Raw genomic sequence first — 17888 nt, 5'->3', positions numbered from 1 at the left:
CCGGTAAAGTCTCTGAGCGCGTTTGAGGCGGATTACCGCCTCGTTTAGCTATCACTGTCGAAGGCGCTTTGCTTCGCGGCCAGCTGGCGCTCCAGTTCGGCCTGTCGGCGCATACCCGGATTGTAGTCCCAGCCCGGATCAATCCCCTCCGGTACTATCTCCTCTTCGCCGGTGCGCTTGTTGACCCACTTCACCCGTTTGACGGGCGGCGCTTCGGTGCGGACCGGGACGGTCTGGCGGATAACGTGGCCGGTTGGCTGGCCGCTGTCGTCGAGCTGCTGCACGTTGCGGGGTACGCCATTTTTCTGTAACTGATCGTACTCGTATTTGCTGACCTGGCGAACCCCGCATTTACAGCCCCAGCCGTTGGGGCCGATGTGTGTCTGCCAGAACGGGTCGTCAACGGGCAGGCAGAGATCCGCCCATTTCAGATGCTCGGCGCGGTGCTCGCGGGACGGGCCCAGCGTATAGAGCAGATAGGGCATTGCGCGTTTAGTGCGCTCAATGCGGTCCCACTGCCCGGCGCTGCGGGCGGTGCGCATATTGGTATCGTAGATGGTACGCAGACGACGATCGCTACCGAGCTGCACTGGCTTTGTCTCACCTGTCAGCGGGTCATCCATCATCTGCTGACCCCACCATCCACGCTTCACAAGCAGAGGCTTCAGTACCTCCCTGAACTCAGCGAAAGACTGACCGCTGGCCATCGCGTCTTCGACCAGCGCTTTGACGTCAGAGAGCAGGTCGAGCTGCGTCATCTTCGCCACGGTGAAACCGATGCTGTGCTCCTGCTTCCAGACATCGCGATAATCGAAGCCCGGCGTCAGCTTTTTCGAGTTCAGCCAGGCGAGTGCCTCTTTGGGGATAATATCGGGAGCTTTAGCCATCGTTCGCATCTCCCAGTGTCCGCGCCTTAAAGCTCAGCATCGCCAGCTGCTCGACGAACGCGGCAGGTTCCAGCGTCTTCTGCAGGTCCGGCAGACGTGCCAGAAACTCCTCAAAGCTCCCCGCGTCTTTCGCCAGCTGCAGCACCGGACTGGTAAATGTATCGCCGGTCTGCTCCCAGTCCTTCAGCGCCTCGCTGACCATCGCATCAATCGCATCGTCCTGCGAGCGGTTAAGCGCCAGTTGCTCACGGTTGAGCGCCGGTGCCGGGCTGAAGGCAGAGAAGCTGTTGGACGGCGAGAGTACCACCGCGCCGGTCTCCGGCTCACCCAGACCAAACTTGTCCCGGACCTCTGATTCCTGCACCCGCAAACCACGATCAACCAGGGGGATAAGCGCATCGACAAAGGCTTTGAGGTCCTCCGGCTCGCTGATAGCCAGCTTCACACGTGGATACTTTTCCTGCGGGCCGTAGTTGAACTGAATAAACGGACGGACCAGAAACTCATTGAGGGTGTTTTCCAGCTGACGGGCATCCCAGCGGGCAATATCCATGCGCACCCGGTCATGTACGTCGGCCTGAGACCGCGAACTGCCGTCATCGGTGGTCATAGTCTGCCCCAGTACGGCCTTACTGGTCTGGGCGTCGCACCACTCCGCCATTTCTTTAAAGAGAGCACCACCGCCGTTACGGCTGGCCGTCTCCTGCATCTCAAGCTGCATACTCTGGGGGATGGCACACCCGGCATCAGAGGCGATGGAGGCGATAGCATCGATGAGGGTCTTAATCTGCTCAGGGCTGGCATTATTCCCGTATTTTCCGACGACGATGGGAATACCAAATTTCTCAGCAAAAGCCCACCAGTCACGCACGGTAAACGACTTGAGCATGTACATCACCGCCACCAGACGGGCCAGACCGTTACGCAGCGGCAGTCCAGACTTCAGTCGCGGGTAATGCATCACATATTTACCTGGCGTCAGGGGAATACCGTCTACCGGTTGTTCGTCGGTCAGCAAACGAAACTCACGCAACGTATCGCTGTCGGGTTTCAGAAAACGCGGATCAACCCACTCATAATCGCGAGGCATCCAGCCATCACGGGTACTCCAGAGGATTTCACAGACCCCGACGCCTTTACCGAGGCCATCGAGCAGATCAAATAACAATTCCGGGATTTGCGGCTGTTCGACCAGATCGCGAACAGCATCAGCCAGCAGCACGTCATGCTCATCGTCGCTCGCCGCTTCCACTGCCGGAGGTATACCGGCTACGGTCAACTTGCGGGTACGTAATACGCTGGCATAGTGCAGGTCACGTTCTTCCATCTCTTCGGCGAGGATGAAGTAGTCCCGTGCGTTTCCCTCGGTCACATTGCGCAGGACCCCGGCTAATCTCGCCGGGGATAAGGTGCTCGCCACGCTGATACCCGCAGAGGGGGGCCTGACGCTGGCGCTTCTGGCCCGCGCTTCGGGTCGGGTCATGTCGGTTTCATTAACGGCAACGGTTTCATCGGTTGCCGGGTTAAGCAGGCGTCGGATTGCGCCGGTGAGTTTCTTCAGCATCAGAGCAGTCCTCGCTGATTTTTAAGACCACGGGTAATGCGCAACTGACGGTGACTGTCGCTGTTGCGCTGCTGTTGGGGTTTGTTGAGACGGTGCAGTTCGTAGCGCTGGCAGTCTTCTTTGCTGGCGAGAAAGGCGAGGAAGATCGCATACGCGCTGTCGCCGTGACGCTTGTGGCCATCGCTGCCAGTGTTCTCCCGGTCATCAATACCCGGCACCCCGCGCTGAACGACAATCTGCCCGAGGTCACTGATAACGTCCTCATGCTTCGGCAGTACCAGTTCATCGTCTTCGAACGCGGCCTTGAAGCGCGGCATGTTCTCGCGGTAGTGGGCGACGGAGGGCATCACCACCTCCACCTCAGCGCCGTACTTCTCCGCCGCCTGTTCGGCCAGATAGTTACCGTTCCCCCGGCCATCGAGCTTGATACCGTCGCGGCGGGGCAACCGATCGCAGATAAAGAACAGCGCCTGCTCCTGCTGCTTGTAGGGCACATTGGCCAGCTCGACCAGGAACGGCACGGTGCGGGTGGTGTCATCGTTGACGGTCATCGGCGCAAAAACGGTCAGGTGGCCCGACCGCGCAAAGTCCTCGCCGAGGCAGTGGCGAAGGTTTTGCGGCAGCGTGTTTAGCACGGGCAGCACCTCCTGATCCAGCCATTCCTGCATATCCAGCGCCCGGATGATTTCCGGCATGGCATTGAATTCTGCCGTGCCGGTAAAGCGCAGAACGGGACCGGCTCCCCTCGCTGCACGTTCACGGATGGAGCGGGCCAGATAGGTGCCGCCGCCGTTCTTCGGCTCGCAGTAGTATTCCTCGCGGGCGTCTTCTTCGGTGGCGGTATCGCTCAGCAGGTTCGCCAGCCACTCCGTCTCGGCATCCGGTGACCACGGCTTTTTCGTCACCTGACAGATACGGCGATACAGCCCCTCGCTGATGGCCAGTTCGATATCAATACGGTGAACGGAGTACCGTTTCTTGCCCGCACGGCTGTCAGTGATGATGGTATTGAACAGGTTTTCAATGCCGTTATGGGTGGAGATCAAACGGACCTTAGAGCCCCACATGGTCAGCGCCAGCGCCGCTTTCAGCACGGCAGCGAGGTCTTTCTGGAATGCCGCTTCGTCGATGATGACGTTACCCTGCATACCGCGCAGGTTTGAAGGGTTTGACGACAGCGCCTTGATTTTGAAGCCGCTGGCAAAGTTGATGACGTAAACCAGTATGTCCTTGTCGTCATCCTCCAGCGCTTCCTCGCCAATCGCGGAGGCCGCGAGATTATATGCCTTCGCCCACATGGCGCAGGCGTCAATAAACTCACGCGCCATGTCTTTGGTGGTGCCGACATAGAAGGTGTCGGTTCCCCCGGCTTCAGGTGACATTGACCCACTGAGCGCCGCCTCGGCGGCTTCCGCCCACGTCAGGCCGGTACGACGGGATTTCTCGGCAATCTTGAGCTGGGACGTGTCCGCAATCCAGCGGCGCTGATACGGCAGCAGCACCTGATCCGCGTCGAACTCGCCCGCCAGAATGGCGCTGGCGGACTGATTACGTAACTGTTCCTGCGCTGACAATGGTCCGGCCATCATACGATCCCCAGAATCTGGCGACGGATATCAGCGGCGGTTTCCGCAGACAGCCCGGCGCTTTTGGTGATTTTCTCCGCCTGCGCGGCGGCCTCTTCGGCGAAGGCCTGGCGGATTTCTTTCTCGCGCTTGTGGCTGGCCATCGCGGCCGCTTCCAGACGCTGAGCAACCAGCGCCAGCTGGCCGAGGGCTTTCGGTTCGACAGTCTTACCGCTTTCGGCCATTGACATGGACGTTTCAAACGCCAGCGTTTTCACGAATTCCATCAACAATTTGCCGACGTCAGACGTTGGCGCAGAACCCAGCTTCGCGGCCCAGATTTCCGCCATTTCGCGGGAGGCGCGAATCTTTGCTCCGAACTCCTCCATACGGCTGGCGTAGCGGTTCAGGCCCGTGCGACTGAGCTTCATATCCTCCGGCAGGTTGTGGCTGTCGATAAGCTCATTAATCGCTTCGCGGATTTCTTCCTGGGTATGACGTTTCTCACGCAGCATCTGATGCAGCTGATCGCGTACACCATCCGGTAGCAGGTCGATTTTTGAGGGGCGACCACGAGTCGGGCGTTGTTCAGCAGTCACGGTCTCTCCCCAGCCGGTCGGCAAAGTCTTTGCGGGTGGATACAATATCTTTCTGCATCAGTTCCCACACACGGCGAACTTCTGGATCGGAATCCAGAAACGAATTGAGATAACTGTCAGAAGCGTTGCGGTCATAGGGCTTGCCCGTTTTTTCTTCGACGAACTTCGCCACAACCTGCAGCTCAAGTTCAGCGCAGACAAACGCGGCAGCGAGCCGTCTGATGGCACTACGCGCTGCAGCAGGCAACGGTTTTTTCTTCGCCATGATTACCCCCTCGCGCGGGGCTTTTTCACCCCCGGAACCGTAGCCAGACCGCTGGCGACGTCATCACCGCGACCGGTGATTTCAGCCACATAACAGCCGGAAACATCCGCCAGACTGACCAGACCCTGCTCACGCAGCCACGCCAGATGCGTGCGCACCGTATCGCGGGAAACGCGATGGCCATACGTCTGCAGGCAGGTCTGCAGAATCGACTCGTTGGCACTGTCGCCGCATTCGACAAGGGATCGCAGAATAACCAGGCGCTGGTCCTGGTCGAGAATGTCACGCATAGTCACCTCTTATTTTTCCTTCAGCTCGTTTTCCAGAAGCAGATCGCTGACGTGTTTTACCTGGCGAATCGCCGGGCCCAGTTCGCGCAAATCGCCCCGCAGGTTGCTCATTTCCAGCTGCAGCTGATGCAGGTCTTTCTGGCTGGGAAGTCCTGCAATGGTGTTTTCGATGCCCTGCAGACGGGTACGCAACAATTCCAGCTCCTCACGTTTGACGTAGGTTTTGGCCAGCAGGAGCTGGATAACGTTCACGGCGGACATAAACAGCGCCCAGATGATCGCCCAGTTACCCTTAATTATTTCCCAGCCCATGCTTCTCCTTATGTTCTCTGATGGTCTGACAGGTGAAGCAGGTCACTGCGTACGGCAGCGCCCGGAGTCGCTTCGCCGGAATCGCTGCGCCGCAGTCGTTACAGAACCCGTACTCATCCGGCAGCTCTTTAACGCGCTTTAAATGCTGGTTTAAGAGCCGTTCCCGTTCTTCCATTTCAAGGTCGCTGGCGCGATCAAATGCTTTAGTCATTTACCCACCATGACCTTGTGTTTGCTGGATTTGCTGTACCGGGCGAAACCGTCCAGCGTCCTGAAACCCAGATAGCCCAGCGCCGGGGTCGCCAGCATGAGCGCGATATCCCAGTCCGGTTCGGGCATGGAAAACGCGTGGCCAAAGGCACCGGCTACTGCGCCAGCCTGCTGGCCCAGCGACATGATCATCACGTAAGCGATACTGCTGTAGAGGGATAAGCGGGCCATCAGCGGGCGGGTCTGGCGGACATATTCGTCCGTCGCGTTATCGCCGTTGCGGATGGTTTCCTGCTGTTCATGTTGCGCGGCCTGCTGGTCGGCCATCAGTGCCTTGTCCCGCTCCAGCTGGAACTGCTGCAGCTGTACCTTGAGGGTTTCCAGCTGTACCAGCTGTTCGGGGGGCAACTGCGCCAGCTTCAGCTCCAGAACACGCTGCTGGTCGGCGGGATTGATGGCACCGTTGACGGTCTCGACAATACTGGCCACCGAGTCGGCGGCTCTTGCGGTATCGCTGCCGAACCAGCCTCCGACAGTTCGGACCAGAGAAGGCCCGGCTTTGAGCAGAACGGAGGCCACTGTGGAAAGGGTTATCGGATCCATTTGAGGGGCTCCTTATGTGAAGCCCATAACCAGAGAAGGAAGGCAGTCAGTCCAGCCAGCGGATTAAACAGCAGGAACCACGGGTCTTTTGCATTCGCGGGAGCGACGGCCAGCAACAGGAAACCAGCTCCCCAGATTATCCAGGACAACATACCTGACCACCGGCGAGCAGAATTACCCGGCTGCAGCAGACGGTAAGGCAGATTGCCGAGCCATACGCTCGCCCCAATTAACAGCACACCGGCGAAAGTGAGCCACCAGACAATAAACGCCTGACGGCCAGTGAAGCTGCAGAACAGCAGCGACAATCCCACCAGGATCACCACCGTCCAGCCGGACTGAAATACCCGGAGCAATGCCAGCTTCAGCCAGTCGGTATTCAACGATTTAAACATGATGTTTTTCCTTGTATCGCTGGCACTGCCAGACGATGTCTCTTGTATCGACGGAGTCCCAGCCTTTGCGGTAGTAGCTGGCATGAGTACCGTCACAGCCTGTGTAGTCCTGTGGAACGGGCGGAGGGCCACCGGCTACCATGTGAAGTACCTCCTGACGGAGGCGGTCCCGCCGCCCCGCGCGTAACGATGAATCCCAGCCCTTACCCATGCTCAGCTCCGGGGAACCGAGACCTGACCACCGACGACCTCCTGACAGGCGTTCGCCAGCTCATCAAGACGGTTAAACCAGCCATTGAGGTATTTACCCTGCGAAGAATTGGCTTTGATGATCTCGGCGTAATAGCGGGAACGGCGCAGAAAACAGCGGGTCAGCAGCCATTCGGCATCAGCGCCGATTACTGCTTTGGTGGTTTTGGGGCCGACAATGCCATCAGCGGTGACGCCCACTGCATCCTGCAGGAGCTGGATCGCTTTTTTAGCGCCATGTTGCACGGAGGAATCAAAGACAAAGAGTGAGATACCGTCTGGCCAGTCAGTGCAATAAGCCGGATACCAGTAATCGCGGAAATAAATCTGTCCGGCCTGTTCTTCGGTCAGGTCCTTAATTCGAGTATCTGGTTTACCGTCACCATCCACGTCGGTTTTGCCATCGGCAAGACCATCGCGCCTGTCGGAAATGCCGTATTTGGTTTCGCCGCCTTTGTCGGTCGGGTCATTAACATAACCACCTTCGCGGGCGAGAACGAAAGCGAGCGCGTGAGAAAATGCGGGGGTAAATGATGTTGTCATGCCTGCACCTTTTACAAGGAAGAAGGTAAATGTGGGTTCCTTCTCATTTTGTGGCAGGCATAAAAAAAGCCGGATTAACCGGCTTCCTTTAAGTTTGATTGGACTAGATAAATAGAAAATCTTTGAATGAGTAAATCATCACCGCAGATACAATCAAAAAAACAATTATAAAGCCAGTGCTTTTATCCGTTTGTACAGGGTATTCCTTAGCAATAGAAAGCAGTGTTTTTCTCCTGTATAAATAGATAAAGAATGGAAAAATAAATAAAGAACTAGCACCCCAAACGATAGGAGACAAACCGCTTCTGTAGCCTTTGTTAACTCCATCTTTAACAGTATGCATTCCAATATGATTGTTTGCTGCATCAAAAAACACCCAGAAGCAACATACAATAATCACTAAATTTATAAAAATACCACCAATCATTTTTATCACTCCATGTCCAGCGAATACTGACGTTTACTTAGTTCCAGCCTGCGCATACGCCTGATAGCTTTATACACTGTTTTGTAGGTGACCTGGTAGCGTTCGACCAGTTCTGGAATGTTATTCCCCTTGAAATCTCGCCAGATGCGCATATCCCTGATGAGTTGTTCCAGCACCTGACCGCGAGGAAAATAAATCTGCATCCCACCGATTTTACTGCTGATGGCTGCGACCAGTTCAATGGAGTGGCGCGGGTCATAGCCAAAGCGCTCAAGCTCCTTACGCAATAAAGCGTTCAGTTCGGCCAATAACGACGGAAAGCGGGAGCTTTCCATCTCACCGTCGATGTGATCCAGAATGCTGTCGTCCTGCACATCACCAAAGAGATCGTCATTCATACTCATTTTTTCCACCTTCTGGCTGCGTCAGCGTAAGCGCTGCAGATTGTGTCATAGTCCCGGCTTTCTTCGCCGGTGACCGGATTTTCAGGGAGCCGGAGGCGGTGTGCTAACATAGCCTCTCTCATCGCCCGAATGTGCCATTGCTTCAGGCTCTCAAGGAAATTCGCTTCGGCATCACCGCGCAACCATTCCAGGCTGGAGACACCAGCGCCGCCATTACGGATACGTGTCTGGCGCTGGACAAAACGGTCGAGCGCAACATCGCTACCGTCCCGGATAAAACCCTCTTTAAACATCGTTTTCCATATTGCGCGGATTTTCAGGCTCACATCTGACGGGGCAGACATGCGGCGCTTAGAGCGGCGCTGAGGTTTGCTTTTGAACCCCTTAGCCTCCAGCGCCTGAATAACATTCTGCAGCTCGATGATGGTCATCTCGCGACAGCTCGACTTGCCGGGAACTACCGCCCCCAGCAGGGAGCGGTAAGTGTCATCGTCAAGGTGTAGATCACGCCTCGCGATATGGATTACCTTAATCATGGATGTGCGGCTCATGCTCGTACCTCCGAAGAATGGCGGTGCTGCAACACCGCCACCGTTGTTTAAATTAATAAGGAAATGAAAATGCCAGCCAATAACAAAGAAGTTCCATTTGATATCGCAGCCTTCACTATGGCGGGGAATATACTTATTGCTCTGAACAAAAAAGGTATTCTCAGCCGGGACGAAGTCATCGATATCCTGCAACTGGCCCGCAACCAGGCACCCAGAGCCGACGAGATCCGCGAACATCACGCAATCGATATCGACTGGCATCTGGATAACCTTAAAGCCACGCTGAAGGACTAATCCTCCGGGCTTTTCTTCCATAAACTGAAAACAGCAGCATACTCCCTGCCTGTAAGGATGACGGAGTCATTAAGACCAAGCTCGCGACGTACGATCTTATCGCGGGCTTTTCTGTTATGTAGTGATACCTGGTCGTCAATTAAATCCACTTCACGCTGAATAATATTCAGCATTTCCTTTACCGAGATTTTGTTTTCTATCGCCATCTCGACAATTTCTCTTATACGGACCAGGAGCCCGTTATCAATATATGCATCTTCCAGAGAGATAACTGGATACTTATTTGCTTCAGACATTTTTCACCTCCGCCTGCATACGTTCGGCATACTGTTGTTCGCGGATCATCTTCTGAGCCGCCTGCATCAGTAGACTGACGGCCATACGGGCGCGGGCGGCGGCATAGCGGTTGCTGGTTTGGGTATCGCGATACAGGGTCTCAGCCAGCCCCAGTTGTTCACTGGCTTCCTCCAGCAGCCCCAGAACGGAAGGACCAAAGGGACTGACTGACTGAGATTCCATGCCAACAATCTGCGCCAGCCGATTCATCTTGCGATTTTTTTCATGATCTATCATGGTTCCCATCCCGTTGTGTCGCAGTTGCTCAATCATGATCTCGACGTCCGCCGCTTCTTCTGCCACTTTGTCGCTACCAGTCTTGTGATTAATAAAACGGACGCAGGAAGCTGATAATTCGCTGGCTTCCTCCGCCAGTACAAGCACCTGAGAGTCGAAGCCCCATTTTGCGAATGCGGCCTCAAAAATACCTTTTGTTTTCGGATTCATAATATGTCCCTACTGATTTTCGGCGTGAGCAACCCCACGGCGCTGACGCCGGAAATTAAATAAAATTAATTAACGAATATTCAGAGCTTGGCTAAATCCAGCGATATTTGCTTATAAGTTCCATCATCCTGACGCTCATATAAACGCAGGTACTGACTGGTTCCCGTCACCTGAATCGCGTCCGCGACGGCATCCATCGCTTCATTCCATTTGGCATCGTCAATATTCAGTGAGCGGAGACCCAGAACCTGATTGATATCAATCCGGCCCTGTTTATTGACACGGAAGGCATGATCGACCATTGCCATAATCTTTTCATTAGCCCCGGCAGACCATTCATGAATGCAGTCATCAATCAGCTTTTTCGCTGCCTGAATGCGCTCATCAAAGATACGATGTTCGCCCACAGCCCGAACCAACTTATAACGGCCATCAAAGCTGGCCAGCGTGACATTGCCTTTGGCACCGCCATACTCCACGCCGTACTCCGCTGCTGAAAGGTCGATAAAATCACCGATTTTCGCCATAGAGCCGAGCTTGAACTCGACCAGCGACTGACGCTGCAGACGAGCTGCCTCAACGATGCCGAGCACCATTTCATCACGCAGCTTATCCAGCGGTTTAATCTGTGATTCAGGAACTAAATGACCCTGAGCGTTAATCCGGTAACCTTCCGGGATGGTATTTAAAGTATTCATCAAAGCCTCACTGAATTAATAGCATTCTGAAAAAACAATATTCGAAACAACCCGACGACTTAATTCCATCTTTTCGGCAATAACCGGAATGGTCAGTCCCTCTTTATAAAGCTCGCGGCAAAGATAAGCATCATGCGCATCTGCTGGTTGAACAAGAACCGACAAGCCCCAGCGGTTAGCCTGAGACTGAATAGCCTGACGGGTGCGGTTTAGCCTGTCGGCAATCTGCTGTGACGTCAGCTTTCCGGCATTTTCACGAACGAACTGAATTTCCTGCTTAGTCCACATACGGCGCTTTTCCATACTTACCTCCAGATAACATGACAGCCTTCAAGGGTGGCCATCCACACAGAACGGGTCCCGGTGGGGCAGCGTTCAATCAGATGATTAGCCCTGTTCACCAGTTCAGTCGGCGGACAGGTGATTTCCAGACACGGGCGACGCATCCACACCCGCATCTCCGTAACACGACTACCGCGCGCCTGCAGCCATGCCTGCGCAGCGGTGGCCATACCAACATGTTCAGCAATACGTTCAGTAATCATGGTGTTAACCCCTCAGTAACGTTGAAACATCAACATCCAGATCCAGATCACGCAGTGCCTTGCGAATGTAGCTTTCGCTGACAGCTTCACCCGCGCCGTGAGCCGTCATCGCCGCCAGCCGCAGGGAGTGGCTAAGGATACGCAGTGCGCCGGGCTTCTGTGCGATCTGCTGGAGCAAATCACGCTCTTTTTCACCGGTGATATGCCAGGCGTCGGCAATCGCGGCCACATCGGCCTTTTTGGTTTTATTAATAGCGACACGCTTGGCAATACGGGAGAACAGACGGGCGAACTCAACGGTACGATTACCGCCGGTCATGTTGCTGTATACGCGGTGGTTACCCATCAGCACCAGTCCGACGCGGGTGGCCTCCTGCAGCAGACGCAGCTCTTCGAGCGTTTCAGCACCCAGATGGTCAGCTTCATCAATGATGACAAGACCCTGAGTGCCATCGAGACGGCGGCGCAGTGCGCGGGCCAGCGGTCCCTTACGGCGAGGTGCATCATTCATCCCCAGCTCATAGGCCAGCTCGGTCAGGCACTCCAGTACACTTGCACATGAAGGGGTGATGGTTATCATCCAGACGTTATCGTTACTGCGGCGATATTCGCGGGCGGCTTCTGACTTGCCGACACCGGGGTTACCGCAAACCACGCCGATGCACTCCGTCAGGTGCGCATAGCGGAAGGCTGTCCATATTTGTTTAACGGTTGGGGTCTCAATAAAGCGCGGCGGCTCCGGCAGTTCTGCAGCAGAATGCTGTTTATTGACCCAGCGCTGCAGGGCTTTCTCGACGCGGTCGTTATCACCGGCATATTTGTTGTTCATGAAGCCACTGACCACACCGGTTGATAAGCCGGTTTCACGGGCAACCTGAGCAAAAGTAAAGCGGTTACCATCGACAAGGTTGCGCAGAACCTCGCGAATATCGGGAATATTCACCTCAGACATAATTAACTCCATTATTTGAAGGGTATTTAAATGGTTTTAAATCGCGTTTTTACGCTTATTTGATTCCAGAATATCCAGCGAGTTATTCAGATATTCATCCTCGCTGTATTCCGCATCCTCCACTTCCGCCAGCGCAACCGGTGTCGCACCGCGAGTGGGGCGATAGACGTTGCCATGCAGCCATTCCTGCTCTGCCGGAGCTGGCAGGGTGTGGACGTTCTCAGCCTCGGCCAGACGGACTTTCTCCTCGCCACGCTGGCGCATCCCTTTGATGCGTTGCTGGCGTTGGTGATATTCAGCAGTGACCGGGAATGCCTGCTGTTTATTACCATCCCAGACAGCCTCACAAATAAAGGAACCATCCAGACGACGAATTACAACCTTTGTTGCGTCGTGAATATCGTAATTAACCAGCACTTTATTACCGTGCTCGTTATTCAGCTCAGCGGAGTAATACAGGTTATTGAATAAACGGACCTCACAGCGGTTGACGGTACGCTCTATCTGCGGCATGAACATCTCGCGCAGCTCCAGCTCCGACAGCCACTCGATTTCTGTCCCTTCTTTCTCCAGCTTATAGCGGCGGAACTGCGCCGGAGTGAAGTGCTCACCATCACCACGAAGCGGCAGAGACTCATGCGGGCGGTTGTTGTACCACTCCACACCGGCCTCAATGTGCTCAATGAGTGATTCCCATGAGGGCAGATCGCGCAGGGTCTGCTGCTGTTTTGCCGTCAGCTCTTTCCCTTTATTCGCTGCATTCGTCGCCGACTGCAGCGCTTTTGTCATGCGGCGAACGGTGCTGCGGTCTGCGCCAGTGCCGTAGTAGGTGGCGAACTGGCGCGAAATACGCATGGCCAGAGAACGGTTGAGACGTTCGATAATACCTCGCCCCTGCGGGTTTTCAGGGATTCCCAGCCGGTGATCGATACCGAGGCGGGGCAGAATACCGGTCAGCTCCGCATCAAAGGTATTATTGGTCTCACCACCACCGTTATCGGAGTAGTACAGGAAGGGCTTGCCATGGTTTTTAATGCCGTGGCGCAGGGCATCGGCAACGGCTATCACACTTTCAGACAGCGCCAGACTCCAGCCGACAATATAACGGCAGCTACCATCCAGGATAAACGTCACCTCCGGCGAGAACGGGTTGCCGTGGTCAGGATGGGCGACTTTCATCTTCATACCGTGGCCGTCACCAATCCAGACGTAATTAACCGGAAGTGACTCCCAGTCACGGCGGACAAAGCCCTCATACTGGCGGAACTCACTGCCGGTGATACGGCCTTTCTGTTTAACCACTACCGGTAATTTATTCATGGCATAACACACCTGATCGTAAGAAGGGATTGCTGCGGCCATCAGGGCATCATCCTGATAACGCTCAGCCCATTCAGCAGCAAAATCATCGTATGCCTCCTGAATACCGCGCCCGTCAGGCCGACGATAAAAGCTCAGGAACTCTGGCAACCATCTGATTTCTTCCGGCTTAACAACCTGACGTTTGCCCGGTGCAAGCAAAAGAAGACGTTCAGCTGCGGAGCGGGTCTTATTAAAATCCGCCACCCAGCGCTTGAGTGATATTTCACTCAGCGACCGTGACGCACCTTTTTTGGCGTTCGCCATTGAGACGGCAGCAGCCAGCCGCTCAGGTAGTTCACCACTCTGAGCCTGACGCACAATCTCGCGAATAGCTTTTGCCCGGCTGTATCCCGGCAGTTCACCGAGGCGCAGCACTTCAACGACCAGCGCCATACGCGCGTCAGCAGTCTGGCGCTGTGCTGCTGTCAGACCGTTCAGCTTCTGCTCCATCAGCGCCGGGCATTTGCGGTACACCGCGATTTTGCTTTCCTCGGCACCTTTGACGCGTGGCGCAGTCGATGCGGTAACAGGGGCGACAGGCAGCTCTTTCGGTGAACCGTTCATCAGTTCTTTAATCTGGCGAGCACGGAGCGCCTGCTGCGCCACTTCTGGGAGGCAGTCAATATGGAATTCAAACGCCTTGCTGCCGGTACGTTTACGGACAAGGCTGGAGTTACCCTCAGCAAACTTGTTCAGTTTGATACGGATATTATGTTCGCGGCCTGGAAGACCAGGTAAATTCACGCACTCCCGCGCAGTTAACCAGAGAGACATTCCATTTCCTCCGTCAGTCGTTCAGTTCTTTGTCAGAAACATAACGGCTAGGCCAGATAACCTCTGGCGTAACTCCGATTTTTTGTGCGATCACTTCCTGATAACGGACGCATTTACGATAGAAAGCATTTCGAACAGCACCGCTTTTCAGACCGAGTTCTTTCTCAATATCCTGTAAATCAACACCTTTTTTGTCCAGTGCTGCGATGATCGCCTTACTGGACCAGTCCTGTCCTGGCTCGATGAATACTTTGGTCAGATCTTGCTTCAACAGCTGCATCATGTGATCCTCTCTGGTTTATCTAATTCGATAATCAAAAACGGTTATCGGATTCATTTAAATTTATTCCAACAAAAAACCGATGTCAAATTTATATTCGGTTTTTTGTTGGAGGTTAAGGGCAGAGCTGAAACAGGGGATTTAACCTAAATGTCAAACAGTTACGAAGAAAAACGCAATCTTGTGCGAAAAAACTTAGATCGGTTTTTAATTGGATATGGAATAAACCGTTTTGGAGAGCGTTTGAAACAAGCGATGGACGCCAAAGGGATCACATCTAATGTAAAAATGGGGGAAATGTGTGATATGTCAGATACGGTCATACGTAACTATTTGATAGGTAAAACTTATCCAACTCTAGACCGGCTTAGTATCCTAGCCCATGTTTTAGATTGTTCTCCATCTTGGCTTCTGACTGGCGAGATAGAGGGAAAACAGCCTAATGACAACCATGTTCAAGATAAAAGTGACAATCCGAACATATATTCGAGCGGCGTTGGAACGGTTCTGGACTTACTGAGTGAGTCGCAAAGAGAGACTCTATCTAACGTTATCATTGCGCATGGGATTTCCGGCATCATATCTGCTCTAAACGGGACAACGACCGTCAGTGATTTCCTGCAGTTATCAGAAAGCGAAAGAGAGCGGGTTCTTAGGCTTTACAACCAAGTAAAAGGGGGCGATGCTGAAACCGGTGGGATCATAACTACACCACCCCTATCAAAGAGTGACAAAAAGGCCGGATAGGGACGTCTGGCAGGTTTAACTGTTAGCAAAGCAAAAGAGATTGTTTCTTTTAGGAATGAGTACCTTCAAATAGCTTCTTTAGAAAATCATTCTACAACAAATGGTTATGCCATTATCAGCCGAAAAGAAACACCGAAATGATAAGAACGCTGATGTTCTTTTGATGGAGGGCTAAAGAAACCATCTAGCAGCGAACCGCACTAATGTCTAAATAGCATTAGCAGTCAGTTTGAACGCTATCTGAAGTGACTTAACACTAATAAAGTATCAGTATCAAATTTAATCCAAAACCAGCTATCTACCCTTGAGTTGGTATCAAATGCCTAAACTTATCATTCCAGCAATCCCGCGGGTTCCCGCTTGATCCAATCTCTTCCCGGTAATATCAAATGATTTCCCTAGTAACATTCCGGTTCCCAGCGCCAGGGGAATTTTGCCCTGCCACTGCTGTAAAATCTTCATGGCCGGTAAAAGCTGAATATCGACCGTCTGCAGCAAGTTCTCGATCGCCTGTTTTTTACGCTCGGCCAGGGAGAACGGATCGGCTCGTAATCCTTTTAAAGCCACAAGCTGGCTGGCCACCTGCCAGGGCGCTGAACCATTGAACGGAATCAGCTCCTCTTCAGAAATGGCGATATTGTCGGCAGCGAATACGCTTAGCCACGCTTTGCGGTGCAAAGGTTCGGTGTCAAAAAGCGTGCCATCCATATCAAAAATCAGGGCCTGATAGTGGCGATACATAATGATTGCCTGTGTGCTGTGATCATCGTCAGGGAGGGAAATGCGGAGAAGGCTCCCCGCATTGTTATACCGTCTTACCAGCAGACAAAGCCGCCATCGACAACCAGATCAACCCCGGTACAGAATGATGCCGCGTCGCTGGCAAGGAACAGCGCCGGACCGGCCATCTCTTCAACCTTCGCCATGCGCTGGATCGGCGTCTGGCTTTCGAACTCGCGGGTCTGATGAACCATCTCAGGGCGGGTGTTCATCGGCGTGGCGGTGTAGCCTGGGCTGATGGAGTTAACGCGGATCCCTTTGCCGATCCACTCCATCGCGAGGCTTTTCGACAGGTGGATCACGCCCGCTTTCGAGCAGTTGTAGTGCGCCTGATCGAGGCCGCGGTTAACAATAATGCCGGACATGGAAGCGATATTAATAATCGAGCCGCCGCCGGATTCCTGCATCAGTTCGGCTTCCGCCTTACAGGAGTTCCACACGCCGGTAAGGTTAATATCGATAACCCGCTGCCACTGCTCGGTTTCCATTTCCAGCGCCGGATTGGCATTAGCAATCCCGGCGGCGTTTACGGCGACATCAAGGCGGCCAAAGCGGCTTTTCGCCAGCGCGACGCCGGCGCGTAGGTCGCTAAGCTGACGAACATCGCCGGTGTAAAAACAGGCTCCGCCGCCGATCGCCTCAATATTTTTGACGGTTTCAGCAAGACCGCCGTCTTCACGTAGATCGAAGCAAACGACCCGGGCCCCCGCGCTGGCGAGTCCGTAAGCAATCATCTGGCCGATACCGCTGCCCGCGCCGGTGACAAAGGCTACGCGGTCCTGCAGATTAAATAGCTGTTGGGCAAAATCTTTTGCGATCATAGTTATTTCTCTCTAAAAAATATTCTTTAGCATGCCCGGTGTTGGCGTTCCCGGAGGCGGCGCGTTGCGCCTGTCCGGGCTACGGGGCTTGTGCCTTCGGGTAGCCCGGACAGGTGCGCAGCACCGCCTCCGGGAGATGATTTGTATAGCCTGACCTGAAATATGCCAGGCTGGCGGCATTACGACATAATCAAGCCGCCATCGATATTGATGGTCTGCCCGGTGAGGTAGCGCGCGTCGTCGGAGGCGAGAAACGCCACCAGCCCGGCAACGTCTTCCGGTTTGCCGGCGCGCTTCATTGGAATGCCTTCGACCCACTCCGCCATTAGCTCGCCCTTACCGTAGCGCTTCTGCTCGGTGCTGAGGATCTCGCCCCAGACGCGGTCGTTGTAATCCCACATTTCGCTTTCAATAATGCCCGGACAGAAGGCGTTAACGGTGATATTCCACGGCGCCAGCTCGTGCGCCAGGCTTTGGGTGATGCCGATGACGCCCATTTTGCTGGCGGCATAGTGCGGGGTGTAGATAAAACCCTGTCGACCCTGGCCGGAAGAGGTATTGATCAGGCTGCCGTGGTTCTGCTTAACCATGTATTTGGCGGCTTCGCGGCAGCACAGCCAGACGCCGGTGGTGTTAACGGCGAGCACTTTTTCAAAGTCGGCTTTCGGCATGCGATCGTAATAGTCGATGGTGATCACGCCTGCGTTCTGGATAGAGACATCGATGGTGCCAAAACGCGCTGCAGCCTGCTCGTACAGCGACTGCACCTGCGCTTCGTCGGTCACATCAACCTGTAACGATAGGATATCGGCCTGATAGCGCTGGCGTAAGGTTTCCGCCGTTTCATGGACGCGCTCGGCGTTAGAGACCATCACCAGATTCGCACCATCGCGCGCAAAGCGCTCGGCGATACCTGCACCAATTCCGCGGCAGGCGCCGGTGATAACAACCGTTTTGTTCTGGAAATTTCTTTGCATGTTTTTCATCC

At 54.2% G+C, this 17888-nt stretch carries 27 protein-coding genes; 1 reads left to right on the top strand and 26 read right to left on the bottom strand.

Going from position 1 to position 17888, the window contains the following annotated elements:
• Nucleotides 1-44: 44 nt before the first annotated feature.
• From HMPREF3178_RS17065 to HMPREF3178_RS16950, 23 genes are all read right to left on the bottom strand, one after another.
• Nucleotides 45-887, bottom strand: a complete 843-nt coding sequence (locus tag HMPREF3178_RS17065) for a phage head morphogenesis protein (protein WP_064355290.1) — start codon at nt 885-887, stop codon at nt 45-47.
• A complete protein-coding gene (locus tag HMPREF3178_RS17060; protein WP_064355291.1) occupies nt 880-2451 on the bottom strand; it encodes a DUF935 domain-containing protein in 1572 nt (523 codons plus the stop codon). The genes HMPREF3178_RS17065 and HMPREF3178_RS17060 overlap by 8 nt, the downstream gene beginning before the upstream one ends.
• A complete protein-coding gene (locus HMPREF3178_RS17055; RefSeq protein ID WP_064355292.1) occupies nt 2451-4040 on the bottom strand; it encodes a terminase large subunit domain-containing protein in 1590 nt (529 codons plus the stop codon). Before HMPREF3178_RS17055 ends, HMPREF3178_RS17060 begins: the two co-directional genes overlap by 1 nt.
• Nucleotides 4037-4615 carry a DUF3486 family protein gene (locus HMPREF3178_RS17050; protein WP_064355293.1) on the bottom strand — a complete coding sequence of 193 codons (579 nt, stop codon included), beginning with the start codon at nt 4613-4615 and terminating at the stop codon, nt 4037-4039. Before HMPREF3178_RS17050 ends, HMPREF3178_RS17055 begins: the two co-directional genes overlap by 4 nt.
• Nucleotides 4605-4880: a hypothetical protein gene (locus HMPREF3178_RS17045; RefSeq protein WP_004114569.1), complete on the bottom strand. Its 276-nt coding sequence runs from the start codon at nt 4878-4880 to the stop codon at nt 4605-4607. The genes HMPREF3178_RS17050 and HMPREF3178_RS17045 overlap by 11 nt, the downstream gene beginning before the upstream one ends.
• A 2-nt stretch (nt 4881-4882) precedes the next feature.
• A complete protein-coding gene (locus HMPREF3178_RS17040) occupies nt 4883-5170 on the bottom strand; it encodes a VpaChn25_0724 family phage protein (protein WP_004114568.1) in 288 nt (95 codons plus the stop codon).
• Nucleotides 5171-5179: 9 nt separating this feature from the next.
• Entirely contained in the window at nt 5180-5482 is a 303-nt protein-coding gene (locus HMPREF3178_RS17035) for a DUF2730 domain-containing protein (RefSeq protein ID WP_004114566.1), read from the bottom strand.
• Entirely contained in the window at nt 5463-5693 is a 231-nt protein-coding gene (locus HMPREF3178_RS17030; protein WP_064355294.1) for a TraR/DksA family transcriptional regulator, read from the bottom strand. Before HMPREF3178_RS17030 ends, HMPREF3178_RS17035 begins: the two co-directional genes overlap by 20 nt.
• On the bottom strand, nt 5690-6295 hold the full coding sequence (locus HMPREF3178_RS17025) for a hypothetical protein (protein ID WP_064355295.1): 606 nt from the start codon (nt 6293-6295) through the stop codon (nt 5690-5692). The genes HMPREF3178_RS17030 and HMPREF3178_RS17025 overlap by 4 nt, the downstream gene beginning before the upstream one ends.
• Nucleotides 6283-6690, bottom strand: a complete 408-nt coding sequence (locus HMPREF3178_RS17020; protein ID WP_064355296.1) for a hypothetical protein — start codon at nt 6688-6690, stop codon at nt 6283-6285. The genes HMPREF3178_RS17025 and HMPREF3178_RS17020 overlap by 13 nt, the downstream gene beginning before the upstream one ends.
• Entirely contained in the window at nt 6683-6901 is a 219-nt protein-coding gene (locus HMPREF3178_RS31765) for a hypothetical protein (RefSeq protein ID WP_004114558.1), read from the bottom strand. The genes HMPREF3178_RS17020 and HMPREF3178_RS31765 overlap by 8 nt, the downstream gene beginning before the upstream one ends.
• Nucleotides 6902-6903: 2 nt before the next feature.
• Nucleotides 6904-7482 (bottom strand): glycoside hydrolase family 108 protein, encoded by a 579-nt coding sequence (locus tag HMPREF3178_RS17010; protein WP_064355297.1) that lies wholly within the window; start codon nt 7480-7482, stop codon nt 6904-6906.
• A gap of 103 nt (nt 7483-7585) precedes the next feature.
• Complete coding sequence (locus HMPREF3178_RS17005; RefSeq protein ID WP_004114554.1) at nt 7586-7909, bottom strand: hypothetical protein; 324 nt, start codon at nt 7907-7909, stop codon at nt 7586-7588.
• 5 nt (nt 7910-7914) lie between these two features.
• A complete protein-coding gene (locus tag HMPREF3178_RS17000; RefSeq protein ID WP_004114552.1) occupies nt 7915-8313 on the bottom strand; it encodes a Mor transcription activator family protein in 399 nt (132 codons plus the stop codon).
• The gene (locus HMPREF3178_RS16995; protein WP_004114550.1) at nt 8310-8864 is read right to left on the bottom strand and encodes a gp16 family protein; all 555 of its coding nucleotides are present in this window, start codon (nt 8862-8864) and stop codon (nt 8310-8312) included. Before HMPREF3178_RS16995 ends, HMPREF3178_RS17000 begins: the two co-directional genes overlap by 4 nt.
• A 290-nt stretch (nt 8865-9154) precedes the next feature.
• Nucleotides 9155-9454 carry a hypothetical protein gene (locus HMPREF3178_RS16985; RefSeq protein ID WP_049083279.1) on the bottom strand — a complete coding sequence of 100 codons (300 nt, stop codon included), beginning with the start codon at nt 9452-9454 and terminating at the stop codon, nt 9155-9157.
• The gene (locus HMPREF3178_RS16980; RefSeq protein WP_064355299.1) at nt 9447-9941 is read right to left on the bottom strand and encodes a nucleoside triphosphate pyrophosphohydrolase family protein; all 495 of its coding nucleotides are present in this window, start codon (nt 9939-9941) and stop codon (nt 9447-9449) included. The genes HMPREF3178_RS16985 and HMPREF3178_RS16980 overlap by 8 nt, the downstream gene beginning before the upstream one ends.
• A gap of 80 nt (nt 9942-10021) precedes the next feature.
• Nucleotides 10022-10639, bottom strand: a complete 618-nt coding sequence (locus HMPREF3178_RS16975) for a DUF3164 family protein (protein ID WP_064355300.1) — start codon at nt 10637-10639, stop codon at nt 10022-10024.
• Nucleotides 10640-10654: 15 nt separating this feature from the next.
• Nucleotides 10655-10942, bottom strand: coding sequence for a helix-turn-helix domain-containing protein (locus HMPREF3178_RS16970; protein ID WP_004114541.1), 288 nt, complete (start codon nt 10940-10942; stop codon nt 10655-10657).
• A 2-nt stretch (nt 10943-10944) separates the two neighbouring features.
• Nucleotides 10945-11184 carry a hypothetical protein gene (locus HMPREF3178_RS16965; RefSeq protein ID WP_004114539.1) on the bottom strand — a complete coding sequence of 80 codons (240 nt, stop codon included), beginning with the start codon at nt 11182-11184 and terminating at the stop codon, nt 10945-10947.
• Nucleotides 11185-11188: 4 nt separating this feature from the next.
• Entirely contained in the window at nt 11189-12136 is a 948-nt protein-coding gene (locus tag HMPREF3178_RS16960) for an AAA family ATPase (RefSeq protein WP_004114537.1), read from the bottom strand.
• 36 nt (nt 12137-12172) lie between these two features.
• Complete coding sequence (locus tag HMPREF3178_RS16955; RefSeq protein ID WP_004114535.1) at nt 12173-14272, bottom strand: Mu transposase C-terminal domain-containing protein; 2100 nt, start codon at nt 14270-14272, stop codon at nt 12173-12175.
• A 13-nt stretch (nt 14273-14285) separates the two neighbouring features.
• The gene (locus HMPREF3178_RS16950; RefSeq protein ID WP_004114533.1) at nt 14286-14555 is read right to left on the bottom strand and encodes a helix-turn-helix domain-containing protein; all 270 of its coding nucleotides are present in this window, start codon (nt 14553-14555) and stop codon (nt 14286-14288) included.
• Nucleotides 14556-14702: 147 nt separating this feature from the next.
• Here HMPREF3178_RS16950 and HMPREF3178_RS16945 point away from each other — a divergent pair, with 147 nt between their 5' ends.
• Complete coding sequence (locus HMPREF3178_RS16945; RefSeq protein WP_064355301.1) at nt 14703-15299, top strand: helix-turn-helix domain-containing protein; 597 nt, start codon at nt 14703-14705, stop codon at nt 15297-15299.
• Nucleotides 15300-15614: 315 nt separating this feature from the next.
• On the opposite strand, the gene HMPREF3178_RS16940 is transcribed toward HMPREF3178_RS16945, so the two are convergent.
• The 3 genes from HMPREF3178_RS16940 to HMPREF3178_RS16930 form a co-directional block, all read right to left on the bottom strand.
• Nucleotides 15615-16040, bottom strand: coding sequence for an HAD family hydrolase (locus HMPREF3178_RS16940; RefSeq protein ID WP_228705138.1), 426 nt, complete (start codon nt 16038-16040; stop codon nt 15615-15617).
• Nucleotides 16041-16114: 74 nt separating this feature from the next.
• Nucleotides 16115-16900: an SDR family oxidoreductase gene (locus tag HMPREF3178_RS16935; RefSeq protein WP_004111223.1), complete on the bottom strand. Its 786-nt coding sequence runs from the start codon at nt 16898-16900 to the stop codon at nt 16115-16117.
• Nucleotides 16901-17079: 179 nt separating this feature from the next.
• Nucleotides 17080-17877: an SDR family oxidoreductase gene (locus HMPREF3178_RS16930; protein ID WP_004100047.1), complete on the bottom strand. Its 798-nt coding sequence runs from the start codon at nt 17875-17877 to the stop codon at nt 17080-17082.
• Nucleotides 17878-17888 lie beyond the last annotated feature (11 nt).

Source organism: Klebsiella sp. HMSC09D12, from assembly GCF_001808475.1.
GTDB lineage: Bacteria > Pseudomonadota > Gammaproteobacteria > Enterobacterales > Enterobacteriaceae > Klebsiella > Klebsiella oxytoca.
This window is presented reverse-complemented; position numbering and strand designations above follow the sequence as displayed.